We start from the raw sequence: 16,138 nt of genomic DNA on the forward strand, positions 1-16,138 counted from the left end.
AAATGAGGGACGGGCCTTCATAGGTCCGTCCCTCCCATCATAAGATAGTGCTTATCTATTTTTTGGAGATGTCCTTCTGATATCAGTTCTTTTGTGAGGCTGGTGACCGTTTCTCTTGTAGAGCCAATGAAGCTTGCGATGTCCTGGTGGGTAAGGGGGACCGTTATTTTTATGAATCTCCCATGTTTTTCTCCAAATTTTTTCACAAGAAATGACATGAAATAAAGAATTCGTTCTTTAACCGGTGCGTACATGATGCGTTCGAGGAACATGTTTCGTTGTTTCATATGTTGACAGAAGGTGTAGTAGAGCTCTGCAAGGAAAATAGGTTGCGTTACACTTAAGCTATCCAGTTGTTTAAGAGATATGATCCATACGATCGTTTCATCGATGGCTTCTGCATAAACCCCCTCATCGTCTAAGCTTAAATGCGCTATGTTACTGAAGAAATCTCCCTCACCCAGCATGGTGAGAATGATCTTGCGTCCATCTTCACTGTTCTTATATAGCTTTATTTTCCCTGATTGAATCATGTACAGGTTTTTACTAAGTGAAAAAGGTTGAAAGATGACTTCTTTATTTGAGTAGTTTACGAGCTTTCCGGGAAGATCACTGGTGGATGAAGCAGATCGTAATGAGCTTGCTGCATTCAAGATGACTCCCCCTCCTTTTTTTCGAAATGAGAAACGAACTTCCCGTAGCCTTGTTTTTCTAACTCATCTTTCGGGACAAACCGAAGGGCAGCTGAATTCATGCAATATCTTAAACCTGTTGGTTCCGGACCATCATCGAACACATGACCCAGGTGGGAATCGGCGTGTTTACTCCTAACTTCCGTCCGCACCATGAATAGTGTGCGATCTTCGACTTCAACAATGTTCTCCTTAACTAGGGGACGAGTGAAACTGGGCCAGCCGGTTCCGCTTTTATATTTATCTTTTGAGCTGAATAGAGGCTCTCCTGAAACAATATCCACATAAATCCCTTCTTCCTTGTTGTCCCAATATTCATTATCAAATGCTTTCTCGGTCCCGTCTTCCTGAGTCACATTATATTGGATATCTGTAAGTCTATCTTTCAATTCTTCGTCTGTGTAGGAAGGATAAAGGGGCTTTGTATCCAGCTTGATGTTCCGGTCTTCTCCCCAAGCTTCATCAAGGAAGTCATCCCTTCCTGAGTTGTTTCGGTAAAACTTATAGCTTAATTCATTTTTCTTATAATAATCCTGGTGATATTCTTCCGCTTTGTAAAATGTCTTAGCAGGTTGGATTTCTGTGACGATTTCTTCTTCAAAGCGACCAGAGTCTGCTAATTCCTGCTTTGATCGTTGTGCTATATCCTTCTGTTCTTCATTATGATAGAAGATACCACTCACGTATTGTGGACCCCGGTCCACGAATTGGCCACCATTATCGGTAGGATCGATTTGTCTCCAGAAAACCTTTAACAACTGCTCATACGTAATCACCTTAGGGTTGTATTCAATTTGAACGGCTTCCACATGTCCCGTTTGTTTCGTGGATACTTCATCGTAAGTTGGATTTTCCTCCTCACCGCCTGTGTATCCGGAAATGACGGAATACACGCCATCCAATTTTTCAAAAGGGGGTTCCATACACCAGAAGCATCCTCCTGCAAAGGTCGCAACCGCATGTTCATCATCTACCATATCTACCTTTACCGGCTCACTTCCCAATGACTTCTGGGTCATGCTTGCATACAATTTAGGCCCGAAAAAAGCCGCCAGACTCAATAAGAGTACCGCGCCGATCCCAATCATCACTTTTTTCATCGTCTCTCCTCCTTACTCATCTCTAAAGGTAATCTGAACCAAAAGGTACTGCCCGACTTACCATCACTCTCGACTCCGATTTCTCCACCATGAAGGTCAACAATCTCTTTGCAGATGGAAAGTCCTAATCCAGACCCTCCACTTGCTTTATTTCGTGACTTCTCCACCCGATAAAAACGCTGAAAGATCGAGGCCTGTTCTTCAAGGGGAATACCCTTCCCTTCGTCTGCAACCGAAAACTTCATCATCCCCCCATCTTTCACTGCCCTGATATCAAGCGTTGTTTGGTTAGGCGAAAAGGATAAGGCATTTTGTATTAAGTTGGTCATCACCCTTTTTATTTGAACAGGCATTAAAGAAACAAGAGGCAGGTGGTCATCGTATTCCACCTTCACTTCAACATGCTTCTCTTGTAACACCCGCTCGAATTGCTGGATGGTTTCAACCAGGAGCTTATCGATAGGTGCAAGCTGTGGATTCCACGCAAGTTTTCTATTCTCCAACTGTGAAAATTCCAGTACCTCTTCAATCAATTGACTCAGTTTTTCTGTTTCTGACAAAATGGTCTCGTAATATCTCCTCCGTGTTTGCGGCTCTTCAATGATGTTATCGTTTAAAGCGGCAACAAAGGAATGAATCGATGATAAAGGTGTTCTGAGATCGTGGGAAACATTGGCGATCAGTTCACTCTTGAACTTCTCTGATTCCCTTAACTCATCGAACATCTCTTCTATTCTAGTGGACATATGGTTGAAGTTAGCAGCGAGCTCTTTAATTTCCTGCGGTCCGGCCTCTGTCACCTTCACATCAAAGTCACCCTTGGCCATCCGCTCTGCCTCTTTGCTCATCTGCTTGACAGACTTCAATAAAGGCGATGTGATCATCAAATTCACGGCAAAGGATAGGATCCCCGCCCCGAGCGTAATAAGGGAAAGCAGGAGGATGATATTGGGTGAGAGAAACATCTGAACATACGATATTGTGAGAAATACCAAGATGACGATGAGTGAAATCGTGTTGGCTAAAATAAGGAGGGTCCTAATTTTCATGACGATCCTGCCCCTCAAACTTATAGCCTATTCCCCACACGGTCTTTATCCATTGAGGCTCAGAAGGATCGACCTCTATTTTTTCTCTTAACCTGCGAATATGAACATTGATCGTATTGGCATCACCCAAATATTCATATCCCCATAATGTTTCGAGCAGCTGGGATTTGGAGAACACCTGTGAAGGATGCCCTGCTAACAGAGTTAATAGATCGAATTCTTTCAAGGTCATGTCAATTTCTTTTCCTGCCACGACTACTTTTCGCTTATCCAGATCGATGTGTAAGTCTTTCCACTTAAGTACTTCCCTCTCTGCTTCCCGTTTTGGAGTGGAATAGGTCCTTCTTAAAACGTTTTTGACGCGAAGCAATAATTCCCGGGGACTGAAAGGTTTGGTGACATAATCATCCGCACCTATCGTCAGCCCATAAATCCGATCCTTCTCTTGCCCCAGAGCTGTCAGCATGATGATGGGGGTATCACTGTCTTCCCTTATCGTTTCAGCTGCCTGCCACCCATCCATTTCAGGCATCATAATATCCAGGATCACGATGTCCGGTTGGAACGTATTGTACAGTTGGATTGCCTCTTTTCCGTTAGAGGCAGTGCTCACTTCATACCCCTCCCTCATGAGGTACCGAGCGCATACATCCACAATATTTTCTTCATCATCTACTAACAGCACTTTGTTTACCATGGTTTACTCTCCTTTACATCGCTTTACCTAACTCAGCACGACCGAAATCCACATTAAATTGTTTACACCAGATGACAATGTCCATTCCTGATGATGCAGAATGATCTCCTGGTATTTCATAATTTTGATTGCCGATGTTCCCCTTTAATTTACCCAGTGAAATTCCTTCTTTGGTTTTCTGACCTTCTTCTACTAAGTAAACGTAAAGATCCGGTCCATTGGTCACTTCAAAATTTTCCAATCGGATATTTTTTTCTGATACACTCACTTTTCCTTTTGCTTCGTGATTTTCATCTGCTCCCTGAAAGGTCCCGACTAACTCATTTATTTTCATTGTATCGTTTGTCATTTCGTCTGGCGAAGATGAATCGGTTTCTTTCATACTATTCTCTCCTTGGTCTTTCATAATGGATCCGGAAGACGATGAAACAGCCGATTCGTTCACGACCTTATCCAAAAACAACGGAGAGATCAGCCACCACCCCACTCCCAAAGCTCCTGCTATAGCTATTCCAATCATCCATCTTTTCATTTGATCATCCCCTCACTATGATTAACGATAGTTTACTAAACAACCCTTACGGATTCTTAACGGAAATCTTAATTAATTCTTAAATGTTATACCGACTTCATTTTGGACAGTCATAAGTTAATCTGAGATAGTAAAGATATCGAATGAAAAGGAGCAAAATGCATGCTACTATTTATATTTTTGCTGATCGCTATACTCTTGTTTACCTTCCTGATTCTCAGATTCTACCCCGCGTTTGGCAAGAAGCCTTCCCTTGAACGCGTTCAATCATCCCCTCAGCATTCAAAAGGCTCATTTAACAATTCAATCCCAACCTCTATGGATACCAGCTTTTTCACGTCTCTTACGATGATCCGGGATCTTATGAAAAGAAATTCCAACCGTAAACCTGATCGCGATATTCCAATGGTCAGATTTCCATCCTTTGACCATCCTCATTCCATTACAAAAATAAGTTGGTTTGGCCATTCAGCTTCAATGGTTGAGATTGGTGGGAAAAGACTCCTTCTTGATCCCATGTTTGGTCGTGCTCCATCCCCGTTTCCTTGGATCGGTGGAAAACGGTATAGCACAGAACTGCCTTTTGAAATAGATAAACTGCCCTCCATCGATGCTGTGATATTTTCCCATGATCATTACGATCATCTCGATTATGGCACCATTCGAAAGCTAAGGGGCAAAGTGAAGCAGTTTTTTGTTCCCATTGGAGTAGGGAGTCACCTGGAGAGATGGGGAGTCCATTCCGGTCACATAAAAGAGCTTGATTGGTGGGATGAGGTTGAATGGGATGGTCTCACTCTGGCTTGTACCCCGGCAAGACATTTTTCAGGGAGAAGCTTACATGATCGTAATGCTACCTTGTGGTGTTCATGGTGTATCATTGGGAACTCTTCCAGAATCTTTTTCAGCGGAGATAGTGGATATGGGCCTCATTTTAAAGAGATCGGCCTTATATATGGCCCATTCGACTTGTGCCTGATGGAATGTGGTCAATACGATCCCAGATGGGCACCGATACATATGAGCCCGGAAGAGACCGTACAAGCACATATGGATGTGAAAGGAAAACGGCTGTTGCCCATACATTGGGGTGCTTTCACGTTATCTTTTCATGAATGGACAGATCCCATTAAACGAGTGACGGAATGCGGGGCAGAACAAGGGGTCCATGTTGTCACCCCGAGAATCGGAGAAACATTTCCAGTAGAAGGTGATTACTATCCCTCTTCTAAATGGTGGGAATGAACCAACCATCGCCTAGTTGTATACAATATCTAAGAACTTCAAAGTAGGCGATTATACTATGGGCAATGAACAAAAAGCCATATTCGGAGCATGGGTTGCGGCAATAGGAACGGTCATTGCCGCTATTGGCAGCACCCCTATCAGGAGCATTCCAGAGGAGACTTTAAACTCGTTCAATCTCGTAGGAAATGAATTACAAGCAACCGGAAATGCTTTAGAGGCAGATGCAATAGATGATTTTACCTTGACGAAAGCAGGGAATGAAATTCAAGCGATTGGAAACGTAACCGTTATAGCCGGTATACTCATTAAGTTTAATGACATTACGAAGCAAGAGCTGAACATTAAAGGAAATCTTCTCCAGGCATTAGGGGGAGGGGCTGCACTTGCCGATTCATTTGATGAAGAACATACGTTGGAGGAGCTTTATTCTATATACGGTAATCTCCTTCAGATTATCGGTAACTCACTCCAGGCCATTGCTGGAATCCTCGAATTAAATGAAAGAGACAGTGGCAATATTAATGTGGTGGGCAGCTGGATACAGGCAATCGGTGCGATCATTTCCGCATTAGTTCAAACGAAAGAGCCATCCTCATAAAGTTGTTTTACATACCTCGATATTCGATATGTAGGGCAACCGGGTTGGCTGCTCTTTATTTTAAAAAGGATTTACAGTTATCCTACTTGTGAAAATCGACATAGGCCTACCTTCTTAAAATCTCTCTTTATAGGTTGATGCCCATACCATTTGGTGTAAGGGCGAATATCCATAACCATAGATAGAGAGGAGGTTAATGCTATGAATGATTTACACTTTACCGGTTATGAAACATTTATAGATTACCATGATATACGCCGCCCCATCGGACGTGTGGGGTTTGGAAGACCTGGGTTCGGCTACGGGGGATTTGGAAGGCGCCCGTTTGGATTTAACCCGTTTTTAGGAGGACTTGCCGGCGGACTTCTGGGTGCGGCCCTTTTAAGTCCTTACGGTTATGGATATGGATACGGATATCCACCACCTTATTATGGTTATCCTCCTTACCCTTATTATTATTAATACATTCATACAAAAAAGGAGCCAGCGCACGTATTCCACGTACACTGGCTCCTTTTATTCATCCATTGATTTTGAAGTACATACTTCAGATTTAACCTGTCTAAAGGATCGTTTCCGCAATGAGCTCATATGATCTTATTTTATCTTCAAACTGATCTACATTGGTAATGATCATAAATTCATCCGTCTGATAGATTTCACTCAGCATTTGAAGTTCCTCCCTCACCTTTTGAGGCGTCCCTATAATGGCCCGCTTTCGGTTTTCTTTCACTTTAACTTTTTCCAACTGTGTCAGCGTTCTTGCTTTTGCTTCTTCCTTGGAGGGAATTCTCGTGTCTCTTCCCTTCTCTACGGCTAATAGCCATAAATCCTGAGTGATGGCAATTTCTTCAGCTTCCTCTTGCGTTGGAGCACAGACGATAAAGATACAAACATTGCTCTCAGGTTGGGATAAAGACAGGGAAGGCTGAAAATGAGAATGATAGTAGTCCAGAGCTCTTTTCCCATTTACAGGATTGATAAAGTGACCATATGTGAAAGCGGTCCCCTGCTCAGCAGCCACGCGTGCCCCCCTGTGGGTGATCCCTAATATCCAAGGAATAGGTGGCGCCGTCACTTTTGGATAAGCCTTGACTGCTTGGTCATTTGAATGGTGCAAATAGTTTTGAAGGGCTTCTACCTGTCCGGGAAACTCATTCATACTCTTCTTTAATCCATCCGTCAGCGCCAGCCTTGTCTCATACGAACCACCAGGCGACCGGCCGATCCCAAGATCGATTCGATTCGGAAAAAGGGTTTCCAATACATTAAAGTCCTCTGCAATTTTGTAAGGGCTATACTGTGGAAGAAGCACCCCTCCGGATCCGACCCGAATCGAATTCGTCTTAGATGCAATATGAGAAATCAACACTTGAGGAGCAGAACCCGCAAGACCATTCGTATTATGATGCTCTGCGACCCAAAAACGGGTATACCCAAGCTCCTCGGTTCGCTGTGCAAGGGTCAACGTATGTTGAAATGCCGTCCGCGCATCCTCCCCCTTGGAAATCACAGACTGATCCAATACACTTAACTTCATTCATGCCACTCCCCTGCCATTCTGACTATCACTTAGTATGTCCCCAACATTATCACACGAATTTCCCATCAAACAAAAAACCTTGCCTGAGGGACGGACCTTGGAACCTAGGAGTGCAGATGACGAACTTCGTATTGCAGCATGGATTTAACGCTATGGAATAAGGGTTTCGGTGATAATGTGCAAGAGGGACGGACCTCATTTTGAGGTCCGTCCCTCTCCCCTTACAAGCTTAAATAGATCCGGTTGCCTGAAGGGTCTTCGGTCAGGAGTCTTCCGTTTTGTTCCTGGATGGTCGCTCCCATGGATTGGAGCTTTCGGATGATGGTTGCCCGCTTTTCTTCTGATGGGAAATGTAAGGTGAACCAGTTAAGACCGACACTGTTTTCAGCTGGCCTCGGAGCCCCTACCCCGTTCCAGGTGTTGAGTCCGATGTGATGATGGTATCCACCTGTTGATATGAATAGTGCCTGACTTCCAAATCGACTGACTACATCGAAGCCAATTCCCCTGCCATAAAATTCTTCAGTTGATTTCAAATCTGAAACATGCAGATGAATATGCCCCATAACGGTGCCGGCAGGAAGCCCATCCCACGATTGTCCATGAGCCTCAGCCAATATTCCCCGTGCGTCGATCGGATCAACGGCCATCTCTACTTGATTGCCATTCCATGTCCAGTCAGATGAGGGACGGTCCCTGTAAATCTCGATTCCATTTCCATCGGGATCTGATAAATACAACGCTTCACTGACCAGATGATCAGAGGATCCAAGTTGAATATTCAGCTTTATAAGATGTTCTAATATTTTTCCGAGATCTGTTCTATTCGGTAACAACAGGGCAAAGTGGTACAATCCTGTCGTCCCTGGCTGCTTAGGAGTAACATTTTCAGGTTGCTCCAGAGATACTAATGGGCGGATGCCATCTGCCGTCAGAGTCGCTCTTTTCTCGGTCTGCTCCAACACTTGAAATCCGATTACTTCTTGGTAAAAGGAGAGCGACCGCTCTAAGTTTTCGACTTTTATATTCACTTCCCCAACAAATATGTGCGGCTCTTTATGAAAGTTCATCTTTATTCCTCCAATTCGAAAACTTCTGGTCTATTGAGAACAATGACTCCTGAGCCACGACAAAATATAATGAGATCGCAAGCAGTGCTAAATCCAATTCATATCCTGCCATCTGCCCATTCCCTAAGAAACCGGCAGCTAATTTCACTTTTACGATTGCTCCTGCCATGACGAACGCAAATAGAACTGCAATAATGCGAGTGCCAAATCCCAGGATCATCGCCAACCCGCCGACCATCTCAATGATTGCGACTGCATATGCTGTAAATCCCGGCAGTCCTAAGCTTTGAAAGAAACCGACCGTATTTTCTATCCCTCCCTGAAACTTAGTCAAACCGTGAATGAAAAAGGTGATTCCTAGAAATACCCTTAAAATAAATGCCCCTAGTAAGTGATTCTGTAACATTTAGTCATCTCCCTTCCTTGTTGTTATTATATTAAAGTCAGTTACTTTATGTAACTTATATTATTTTAATAACCTAATACTGTCAAGTAATTAAATTACTAAAATGTTAGTTATGTGGTATACTAGTTACAAAGAAGGAGGCGTTGACAGAGTGAATCAATCAGAAATTTGTCCAAGATTCGAAAAAGCAATCGGCATCTTAAGTCAGCGATGGACAGCACTCATCATTTATCAATTGCTTTCCGGTCCACAACGTAACTGCACCATCAAAGACGCAATCGGAATCAGCGGCAGACTTCTTTCAGAGAGATTGAAGGATCTTGAAGAAGAAGGAATCGTAAAACGGGACGTCTACCCTGAAACACCAGTGCGTATAGAATATTCATTAACAAAGAAGGGTTATTCTTTAGAACCTTTAATGAAAGATATAGAGAAGTGGTCCCAGGAGTGGATTGAGAAGGAATGAAAACTCGTCAGGTTGGCGGGTTTTTTATTTATGTTTTCGGGGTGGGCTCTCATCGAATAATAGGATGTATTGTTTTCCTTTTTTGATGCCAGTTGTGGGGAGGTTTAAGGATTGGAGGAGTCTTTTCGCAACATGAGGAGAATTGAGTTTCAAAAAATTTCTTAGTTTCACGTTACTTATTTTAGGACCAATCAAAAGTTCATAATCTTTAAGGGCTTGGATATGAGCATTAATATTTTCACTTTTACAATTCATACAAAACCATTTGCCATGTTTCCTTACTAATGGCCGATAATTGCAATCTTCACATATAACCCCCTTTAACAGCTCACCCTCTGTAATGTTAAATCTCTCCAAGACAGATGGATCAGGTTCTTCGTGTTGTCTTTTCAAGCTACGAACGATTTTTTTAATTTCTTTAGGCGTGGCCGTCTCTTTTTGAAGAGAGTTCTCAATATATTTCACCTTGTCCAATAGAGAATCACGGTGGATGACGATTTTTTGAAGTGTCTTGTTATCAGGAGAGGTTTTAATGATAGTCCGATCGTTGCTCATGACTACGCAAGAGAAAATGGGGATGGAGGGCAATCCGTTCTCTTTTAACCATTTCAATAGCTGACTTTCTTGTCGTTTGATTTGGAGAGTAGGGTCCGGTAAGGCTGATTCAATTCCATCTTTTGTTTGTATTAACTGGTTGAAATTAGGGTCAAAAAACGCAGTACCTGCAAGGAATTTGACTTCAATTATGAGAAAGAATTTGCTTGTGATGAGTAAAGTGTCTATTTGAAAGAAGCTATCCTTGTGGGAATTGCGGGGAAGTCGCAGATCGTGGAGAATGTAGTATTTTTTAGGGTCTAAAAAGCTTAAAGTATAATCTAGAGCTTTCTCTCCCCTGAATCCTGCCATTCTTTTACCAAGTTCCTCGGATATCATGTGCAGTTTTGGATGATTGAGGGGTAACCGGCGAAGTAGAGCTTGCAAAATCAGGATGATTCGAGGCATTATTCGTTCTTTTTCGATCATTTTATCACTCCAATCGGGTTTTATAATACATGTATTCTCCTTGAACTGCAGAAAATCCTGCTTCTAGATGGCGTATTCGAATTATATCAGCGAAAATCACGATTTATCAGCGAAATCTCAGTTTTATCAGCGAACACCCTTTTCCCCCATACACCCAACCACCCCCCACACAAAAAAATCATTCCCATTCCCCTCCACCCATAGTATATTTAGAGAAGCGAAATAAATTGACTGCGAGGGACGGACCTATATGTGGAGAAATAAAAATGTGTGGATATTATTGATAGGTGAATTTATTGCAGGCCTTGGATTGTGGCTGGGGATCATTGGTAATCTGGAGTTTATGCAGGAGAAGGTGCCTTCTGATTTCCTGAAGTCGGTGATTCTCGCTTCTGGGCTTCTCGCCGGACTTGCCGTTGGACCTTTGGCCGGCAGGATAACGGATCAGGCGAATAAGAAAACGGTGATGCTGATCTCTGGCTTCACCAGGGCATTAAGTGTTGTTTTTATGTTGATTGCGATTTCCACAGGGTCGGTTCTGTGGATGGTCGTTTTCTTAGTTAGCATCCAAATTTCTGCCGCTTTCTATTTCCCTGCTCTTCAAGCCGCCATTCCCATGGTGGTGAAAGAAAAGGAATTGCTTCAAATGAATGGGGTCCATATGAATGTGGCCACCCTTTCAAGAATACTTGGTACGGCGTTGGCTGGAATTCTATTGGTGGTTATCTCCTTATCGATGTTGTACTTATTATCATTAGTGGCCTATTTAGCCCTATTCGTCATGACCTGGTTCCTGACAATAGAAGAAACGTCAACATCCAAACAGCAAGATAAAAAAACAAAAGGGGCCGGCTTCAATGAAGTATTCCCCGTCATTAAGGGGCTGCCCATTGTATTCATGACCCTTGTGATGACATTGATCCCATTACTGTTTATTGGTGGTTTCAACCTGATGGTTATCAATATCAGTGAGCTGCAAGATAGTTCTGCCATAAAAGGGTGGATCTATACTGCCGAAGGAATCGCCTTTATGACAGGTGCTTTTGCTGTAAAGAAAATGGGTGAAAAGGTGTCACCCTACAAAATCTTGTTCTTTTTCAGTTTCGTCATCGGGATTGCCCAACTGCTTCTTTATTTTGCGACCAGCCCGTTATTATCTGTGCTGGCATTTACTGTTTTTGGTTTTGCAGTAGGATGCTTTTTCCCGACGGCTGCCACAATTTTTCAAACGCGGGTGCCAAAAGAATTTCACGGTCGTTTCTTTTCATTTAGAAACATGCTCGACAGACTGATTTTCCAAGTTGTGCTCCTCTTGACAGGACTGCTATTGGATCTTGTCGGGCTGCAGATCATGACCGTATTATTCGGATGTTTGTCCTTCGTAATGACAGGACTTTTCTACTCAAGATACCGACAGCTTAGAACGACCACTTTATCGGAACAGGCTGTTAATCAATGAGAAGCTCACAAAAGTGAGCTTTTTTTTGTATAAGAATGAGAATTATTATCAATACTATACAAAAAGAAGACAACCACGCCTATGGTTGCCTTCCCTTCCATTACATACCAGGATCGAATGTTTTACAATCTGTTTCTTCGCTATTGTGGGCTTTGTTTCCTTTGTGACTGACAACGAAAATCTGGTCGGCAGAGCACTTTTTGCCTTCACGGTTGTATTTGCAGTTGCTTACTTCACATAGTACGTCTTGTGCCATGTTTTTTACACCTCCCCTATTAGTGATTAGAATTCACTTTTTTTGTCTTCTTCATACTCATTTTCCTATGATCATTTACTTTAACCACTAATTTAAGGCGTTTTTTACATACTATTAACTCTTACAATGTATCTTCCTACTTATAAAAAAATGAAGGTGTGGGGTTTCATCCCCCGCCTTTTTTCTTATGTCTAAAAAACTCATTTTTTCCAAAAACAGGTCTTTCGGCTTTCGAATAATCTGTTTATTTGGTTTATTCTGTAAAAGAATGACGAATAAGGTTTAGGAGGAATTTTATGAAGAGTGCATTTTTGAAAATGGTATTCACCACCTCACTTTCGATTCCGCTTCTGACAAGTGGATTCGCTACCTCTACTGTTGTAAATGCAACAGAGCCATCAAACACACTTCCAGAAATTAAGGTTGAAAACGGAATGACTCAGCCTGTCTTTTCCCATCAAGATGCAATCATTGAAAGAGTCTTTGTAGAAACCTCAACAGATAGTGATCGAGATGGAAAACCGGATCGCGTCCGGGCAGACATCATCCGACCGAAGGAAACAAATAACGGTCTGAAAGTACCAGTTATTTACGAAATGAGCCCCTATCGATCAGGCATCAAGAATGTACCTGTTTATGATGTAGATGTTGAATTGAATACTGTACCACGAAAAGGGAAAGGAGAGACTGGAAGACCTCAAGCAGATCTTCGTGGCTACTATGATGATTATTTTGTACCGAGGGGTTACGCTGTTGTGTTGGCAGAAAGCGTAGGGACAGGGTTGTCTGATGGGTGTCCGACAACGGGAGATCAACATGAAATCCTTGGTACCCGTGCCGTCATTGATTGGTTGAATGGACGGGCAGATGCTTACAATGCTGATGGTGAGAAAGTATCGGCAGACTGGTCCACTGGAAATGTAGGCATGACCGGTGTGTCCTACAACGGGACTCTTCCCAATGCTGTAGCCACTACAGGAGTGGAAGGACTTAAAACCATTGTACCTATAGCAGCGATCAGCTCATGGTATGATTATTATCGCTCTAATGGCGCGGTCATTGCTCCCGGGGGATACCAAGGGGAAGATGCAGACAATTTAGCCGAGGCCGTTCTCACAAGGGATACTCCCGAAGCATGCCGGCCTATCATTGAAGACTTAACCTCCGGGCAGGATCGAACATCTGGAGACTATAACAGCTTCTGGAGTCAACGTGACTACACCAAAGACGCTGACAAAGTTGAAGCCAGTGTATTCATGGTTCATGGTTTAAACGATTGGAACGTAAAAACAAAACATTTCTCCGACTGGTGGAAAGCTTTGGAGAAGAATGATGTTCCACGTAAAATGTGGCTGCACCAAGGTGGACATTCCACTCCTTATTATTTTAGACAAGATGCCTGGTTACCTACACTAAATAAATGGTTTGATTATTGGTTGTATGATATCAATAATGATGTTATGGATGAGCCGATGATCGATATTCAACGTGAAGATCAATCATGGGGCACTGAAGAAAACTGGCCGGTTCCAGGTACAGAAGAAGCTAAACTGTATTTACAACCAGATCAGGATGGAATCGGTGGAAACTTCAGCCTGAAACCTGTCCCGAATAAGAATAAGCAGAGTCAATCCTTTGTGGATAATGCCCTGATAAAAGCGGAAACGTTAGCTGAAAATCCTGACATGCATTCTGACAACAGGCTTTCCTATACTACCTCGCCTTTAACAAAGGCGGTTCGTCTGAGTGGGACCCCTGAAATATCCCTTAGGGCAAGCATCAGCGAGCCAACAGCCAACTTAACCGCACTGCTTGTTAAATATGATTCTGATAACTCGGTCGAGATTGTAACCCGTGGGTGGATGGACCCTCAAAATCTTCGAAAAGACGATCGTTCAATTGCCTTAACACCAGAACGGGAATATACCTTTACATGGGATATGCAGCCCGACGATTATGTGTTTGACGAAGGAGAAAGATTAGGGGTCATCATCCTTTCAAGTGATTACAACTATACTTTACGTCCTGATCCCGGAACGATCATTACCATTGATCCCGAGAGAAGTCATATAACCCTTCCTCTCTTAAATGGAAAAAAAGCATTAGCGTGGGAATAATCATTAAAACAAGAAAAGCAGAGGTGGAAACCCTCTGCTTTTCACTTTCTCTTTCACATCTCCAGAACCTCTGCTCTTTCTTTCCTTGCACATCTTGCTTTCTTCGTAAAAAATTTATAAGCCAGAACCGTCAGTAAAACCACCAAGGCGCAAATAATATACAAAGCAGAAAATCCAAGCTGAAATGAAACGACTCCCAACACAAACGATCCCACCGCAATCCCCAGATCGTAAAAAATAAAGAACGTTGCGGTCGCATGCCCCGTCCTTTTTTTTGGTGCGGCCTGTATGGACATCGTCTGAAAACTTGGAAGAAGTGCCCCATATCCGAGTCCGATGAGTGTTCCAGCAATCAATAATAGAACGACGGAATGTGTGGCACTCAACAAAATCAAACCAATGGCAAAAATAAATAAGGATGGATAGATGACTGCATCCGGTCCTGATCGGTCGAATAAACGTCCTGTAAATGGGCGTGAAAGGAGCATGGCGGTTGCGAAAACAACGAAAAATAAGCTGACTGAGTCAAATAATCCGATGGATTTGGCATAGACGGAAATAAACGACATGATGCCTGAGTATGCAAATGAAGTTAAAAATCCCACAAGTGCGATCGGTATCGCTTTAACTTCCACCAAATCCTTAAAGGTTAAGCTCCTGGGCTCTTTCGATTCGACACCCTCCTCTATGACCTGAATGCCGAAAGAACAAAGGAAACCTATGACTATGACTAACGCAAGCCCCAAGAAAAGGGTCGTATAGGAAACCCATTGAACCAAGGCCAACGAAATGAACGGTCCTGCGACAACAGCTAAGTTCATCGACATTGCGAAGTAACCCAGCCCTTCTCCTTTCCGGTGAGAAGGAATCATATCTGCTGCGATCGCGACTAAAACCGTGGAACTGATACTGAACCAAATCCCATGAAAAAACCGCAGCCCCATTAAAAGGTAAAAATCATTGACCCAAAAGTACAAGTATGAAGAAATGCCAAAAAATAATACGCTGAGGATGAGCGTTTTTCGTTTCCCTAACCGTTCAATGATTTTTCCGGAGAAAGGCCGGACAATGATCGCTGATAGCAAGAAGATGGTGGTAGCGAGTCCTGCCTCCCCTTCCGTTCCTTGGAGTTCATCGATCACATAAAGGGGCAGTACCGTTAACAACGAATAAAATACAAGAAATATAAAAAAGTTGTTTACTAGTGCCATAAAGAATGGTCGTGTCCATATAGTTGATGGAGTTGTATGACTCATAAGATTCTCCTTCACTCAATTAGTTGTTATACTAATTATATCCACAACATGTATATTTGTAAATGTAGTTGTTTTGACAAGTAATTTTAATTTCTTTTATTAAACCTCTCAAAACACCCTGGATTTCATGTATGATTAAAGGAAGAAAATGAATGTAGTAGGTGAAACCAATGACTATTTCCCGTGATGAATCCATCGGCTTGTACACGAGCCATACAGTGAAGAATATCATTCGATTCCTCACCCTGCATCTGAAGGAATTTGATGTTACACCCGAACAGTGGACGGTTCTAAAGCGCTTAGCTGAACAGGATGGAATCAGTCAGAAAGAACTTGCCATGAAATCAGAAAAGGATCAGCCAACCCTGACGAGAATCCTCGACATTTTGGAACGGAAAGAACTGATATACAAACAGAGGAACCTGGAAGATAGAAGATCATTTTTAATTTTCATCTCGCAGAAAGGCATGACTGCCAAGGATGAGCTGTCCCCTTTTATAGAAGGTTTATATGACGAAACGATTCTTAAAGGTATTTCGGAGGAAAAATTAGAAGTATATAAGAGCGTCCTTTCTCAAATGAATGAGAATATTTCAAGAAAATAAATACCACCATCTAAAAGGAGT

Annotated in this window: 18 protein-coding genes; 7 read left to right on the plus strand and 11 right to left on the minus strand. The window is 42.6% G+C overall.

From position 1 onward, the window contains the following. Positions 1–17 precede the first annotated feature (17 nt). From TV75_RS08035 to TV75_RS22180, 5 genes are read right to left on the minus strand one after another with little or no spacing between them, the layout of a single operon-like run. Positions 18–653: a Crp/Fnr family transcriptional regulator gene (locus TV75_RS08035; protein WP_044338217.1), complete on the minus strand. Its 636-nt coding sequence runs from the start codon at positions 651–653 to the stop codon at positions 18–20. Continuing rightward, positions 650–1,792, minus strand: coding sequence for a peptide-methionine (R)-S-oxide reductase MsrB (gene msrB, locus TV75_RS08040; RefSeq protein WP_044338218.1), 1,143 nt, complete (start codon positions 1,790–1,792; stop codon positions 650–652). The genes TV75_RS08035 and msrB overlap by 4 nt, the downstream gene beginning before the upstream one ends. After that, the gene (locus TV75_RS08045; RefSeq protein WP_044338219.1) at positions 1,789–2,841 is read right to left on the minus strand and encodes a sensor histidine kinase; all 1,053 of its coding nucleotides are present in this window, start codon (positions 2,839–2,841) and stop codon (positions 1,789–1,791) included. Before TV75_RS08045 ends, msrB begins: the two co-directional genes overlap by 4 nt. After that, complete coding sequence (locus tag TV75_RS08050; RefSeq protein ID WP_044338220.1) at positions 2,831–3,538, minus strand: response regulator transcription factor; 708 nt, start codon at positions 3,536–3,538, stop codon at positions 2,831–2,833. Before TV75_RS08050 ends, TV75_RS08045 begins: the two co-directional genes overlap by 11 nt. A 13-nt stretch (positions 3,539–3,551) precedes the next feature. Continuing rightward, positions 3,552–4,070 carry a DM13 domain-containing protein gene (locus tag TV75_RS22180; protein WP_044338221.1) on the minus strand — a complete coding sequence of 173 codons (519 nt, stop codon included), beginning with the start codon at positions 4,068–4,070 and terminating at the stop codon, positions 3,552–3,554. A gap of 162 nt (positions 4,071–4,232) precedes the next feature. Here TV75_RS22180 and TV75_RS08060 point away from each other — a divergent pair, with 162 nt between their 5' ends. From TV75_RS08060 to TV75_RS08070, 3 genes are all read left to right on the plus strand, one after another. Beyond that, complete coding sequence (locus TV75_RS08060) at positions 4,233–5,315, plus strand: MBL fold metallo-hydrolase (RefSeq protein WP_044338222.1); 1,083 nt, start codon at positions 4,233–4,235, stop codon at positions 5,313–5,315. A gap of 58 nt (positions 5,316–5,373) precedes the next feature. Beyond that, positions 5,374–5,916: a DUF6944 family repetitive protein gene (locus tag TV75_RS08065; RefSeq protein ID WP_044338223.1), complete on the plus strand. Its 543-nt coding sequence runs from the start codon at positions 5,374–5,376 to the stop codon at positions 5,914–5,916. Positions 5,917–6,117: 201 nt separating this feature from the next. Beyond that, positions 6,118–6,378 carry a hypothetical protein gene (locus TV75_RS08070; RefSeq protein ID WP_044338224.1) on the plus strand — a complete coding sequence of 87 codons (261 nt, stop codon included), beginning with the start codon at positions 6,118–6,120 and terminating at the stop codon, positions 6,376–6,378. A gap of 100 nt (positions 6,379–6,478) precedes the next feature. Here the strand turns inward: TV75_RS08070 and TV75_RS08075 are convergent, their stop codons facing one another. The 3 genes from TV75_RS08075 to TV75_RS08085 form a co-directional block, all read right to left on the minus strand. Then, positions 6,479–7,456 carry an LLM class flavin-dependent oxidoreductase gene (locus tag TV75_RS08075; RefSeq protein ID WP_044338225.1) on the minus strand — a complete coding sequence of 326 codons (978 nt, stop codon included), beginning with the start codon at positions 7,454–7,456 and terminating at the stop codon, positions 6,479–6,481. 224 nt (positions 7,457–7,680) lie between these two features. Continuing rightward, a complete protein-coding gene (locus TV75_RS08080; protein ID WP_044338226.1) occupies positions 7,681–8,529 on the minus strand; it encodes a VOC family protein in 849 nt (282 codons plus the stop codon). Continuing rightward, positions 8,516–8,935, minus strand: a complete 420-nt coding sequence (locus TV75_RS08085) for a DoxX family protein (protein WP_044338227.1) — start codon at positions 8,933–8,935, stop codon at positions 8,516–8,518. The genes TV75_RS08080 and TV75_RS08085 overlap by 14 nt, the downstream gene beginning before the upstream one ends. 151 nt (positions 8,936–9,086) lie before the next feature. Here TV75_RS08085 and TV75_RS08090 point away from each other — a divergent pair, with 151 nt between their 5' ends. Next, on the plus strand, positions 9,087–9,401 hold the full coding sequence (locus TV75_RS08090) for a winged helix-turn-helix transcriptional regulator (protein WP_044338228.1): 315 nt from the start codon (positions 9,087–9,089) through the stop codon (positions 9,399–9,401). A gap of 24 nt (positions 9,402–9,425) precedes the next feature. On the opposite strand, the gene TV75_RS08095 is transcribed toward TV75_RS08090, so the two are convergent. Beyond that, positions 9,426–10,424, minus strand: coding sequence for a nuclease-related domain-containing protein (locus TV75_RS08095; protein WP_044338229.1), 999 nt, complete (start codon positions 10,422–10,424; stop codon positions 9,426–9,428). A gap of 250 nt (positions 10,425–10,674) precedes the next feature. On the opposite strand from TV75_RS08095, the gene TV75_RS08100 reads away from it, so the two are divergent. After that, a complete protein-coding gene (locus tag TV75_RS08100) occupies positions 10,675–11,883 on the plus strand; it encodes an MFS transporter (protein ID WP_044338230.1) in 1,209 nt (402 codons plus the stop codon). Positions 11,884–11,983: 100 nt separating this feature from the next. Here TV75_RS08100 and TV75_RS21450 read toward each other — a convergent pair whose 3' ends face one another. Next, a complete protein-coding gene (locus tag TV75_RS21450) occupies positions 11,984–12,139 on the minus strand; it encodes a DUF1540 domain-containing protein (RefSeq protein WP_082051198.1) in 156 nt (51 codons plus the stop codon). Between the two features lie 296 nt (positions 12,140–12,435). Between TV75_RS21450 and TV75_RS08105 the strand changes: the two genes are divergently transcribed. Beyond that, a complete protein-coding gene (locus TV75_RS08105; RefSeq protein ID WP_044338231.1) occupies positions 12,436–14,256 on the plus strand; it encodes a Xaa-Pro dipeptidyl-peptidase in 1,821 nt (606 codons plus the stop codon). Positions 14,257–14,309: 53 nt separating this feature from the next. On the opposite strand, the gene TV75_RS08110 is transcribed toward TV75_RS08105, so the two are convergent. Next, entirely contained in the window at positions 14,310–15,512 is a 1,203-nt protein-coding gene (locus TV75_RS08110) for an MFS transporter (RefSeq protein WP_044338232.1), read from the minus strand. A 170-nt stretch (positions 15,513–15,682) separates the two neighbouring features. On the opposite strand from TV75_RS08110, the gene TV75_RS08115 reads away from it, so the two are divergent. Further along, positions 15,683–16,117, plus strand: coding sequence for a MarR family winged helix-turn-helix transcriptional regulator (locus TV75_RS08115; protein ID WP_044338233.1), 435 nt, complete (start codon positions 15,683–15,685; stop codon positions 16,115–16,117). Positions 16,118–16,138: the final 21 nt, after the last annotated feature.

The sequence above is a fragment of the Rossellomorea aquimaris genome (genome assembly GCF_000935355.1).
Classification (GTDB): Bacteria; Bacillota; Bacilli; order Bacillales; family Bacillaceae_B; genus Rossellomorea; species Rossellomorea aquimaris_B.

Excerpts from the sequence above, each read along its gene's own strand:
- msrB (WP_044338218.1), bottom strand. The coding sequence starts at position 1,792 with ATGAAAAAAGTGATGATTGGGATCGGCGCGGTACTCTTATTGAGTCTG.
- TV75_RS08045 (WP_044338219.1), bottom strand. The coding sequence starts at position 2,841 with ATGAAAATTAGGACCCTCCTTATTTTAGCCAACACGATTTCACTCATC.
- TV75_RS08050 (WP_044338220.1), bottom strand. The coding sequence starts at position 3,538 with ATGGTAAACAAAGTGCTGTTAGTAGATGATGAAGAAAATATTGTGGAT.
- TV75_RS22180 (WP_044338221.1), bottom strand. The coding sequence starts at position 4,070 with ATGAAAAGATGGATGATTGGAATAGCTATAGCAGGAGCTTTGGGAGTG.
- TV75_RS08060 (WP_044338222.1), top strand. The coding sequence starts at position 4,233 with ATGCTACTATTTATATTTTTGCTGATCGCTATACTCTTGTTTACCTTC.
- TV75_RS08065 (WP_044338223.1), top strand. The coding sequence starts at position 5,374 with ATGGGCAATGAACAAAAAGCCATATTCGGAGCATGGGTTGCGGCAATA.
- TV75_RS08070 (WP_044338224.1), top strand. The coding sequence starts at position 6,118 with ATGAATGATTTACACTTTACCGGTTATGAAACATTTATAGATTACCAT.
- TV75_RS08075 (WP_044338225.1), bottom strand. The coding sequence starts at position 7,456 with ATGAAGTTAAGTGTATTGGATCAGTCTGTGATTTCCAAGGGGGAGGAT.
- TV75_RS08080 (WP_044338226.1), bottom strand. The coding sequence starts at position 8,529 with ATGAACTTTCATAAAGAGCCGCACATATTTGTTGGGGAAGTGAATATA.
- TV75_RS08085 (WP_044338227.1), bottom strand. The coding sequence starts at position 8,935 with ATGTTACAGAATCACTTACTAGGGGCATTTATTTTAAGGGTATTTCTA.
- TV75_RS08095 (WP_044338229.1), bottom strand. The coding sequence starts at position 10,424 with ATGATCGAAAAAGAACGAATAATGCCTCGAATCATCCTGATTTTGCAA.
- TV75_RS08100 (WP_044338230.1), top strand. The coding sequence starts at position 10,675 with ATGTGGAGAAATAAAAATGTGTGGATATTATTGATAGGTGAATTTATT.
- TV75_RS21450 (WP_082051198.1), bottom strand. The coding sequence starts at position 12,139 with ATGGCACAAGACGTACTATGTGAAGTAAGCAACTGCAAATACAACCGT.
- TV75_RS08105 (WP_044338231.1), top strand. The coding sequence starts at position 12,436 with ATGAAGAGTGCATTTTTGAAAATGGTATTCACCACCTCACTTTCGATT.
- TV75_RS08110 (WP_044338232.1), bottom strand. The coding sequence starts at position 15,512 with ATGAGTCATACAACTCCATCAACTATATGGACACGACCATTCTTTATG.
- TV75_RS08115 (WP_044338233.1), top strand. The coding sequence starts at position 15,683 with ATGACTATTTCCCGTGATGAATCCATCGGCTTGTACACGAGCCATACA.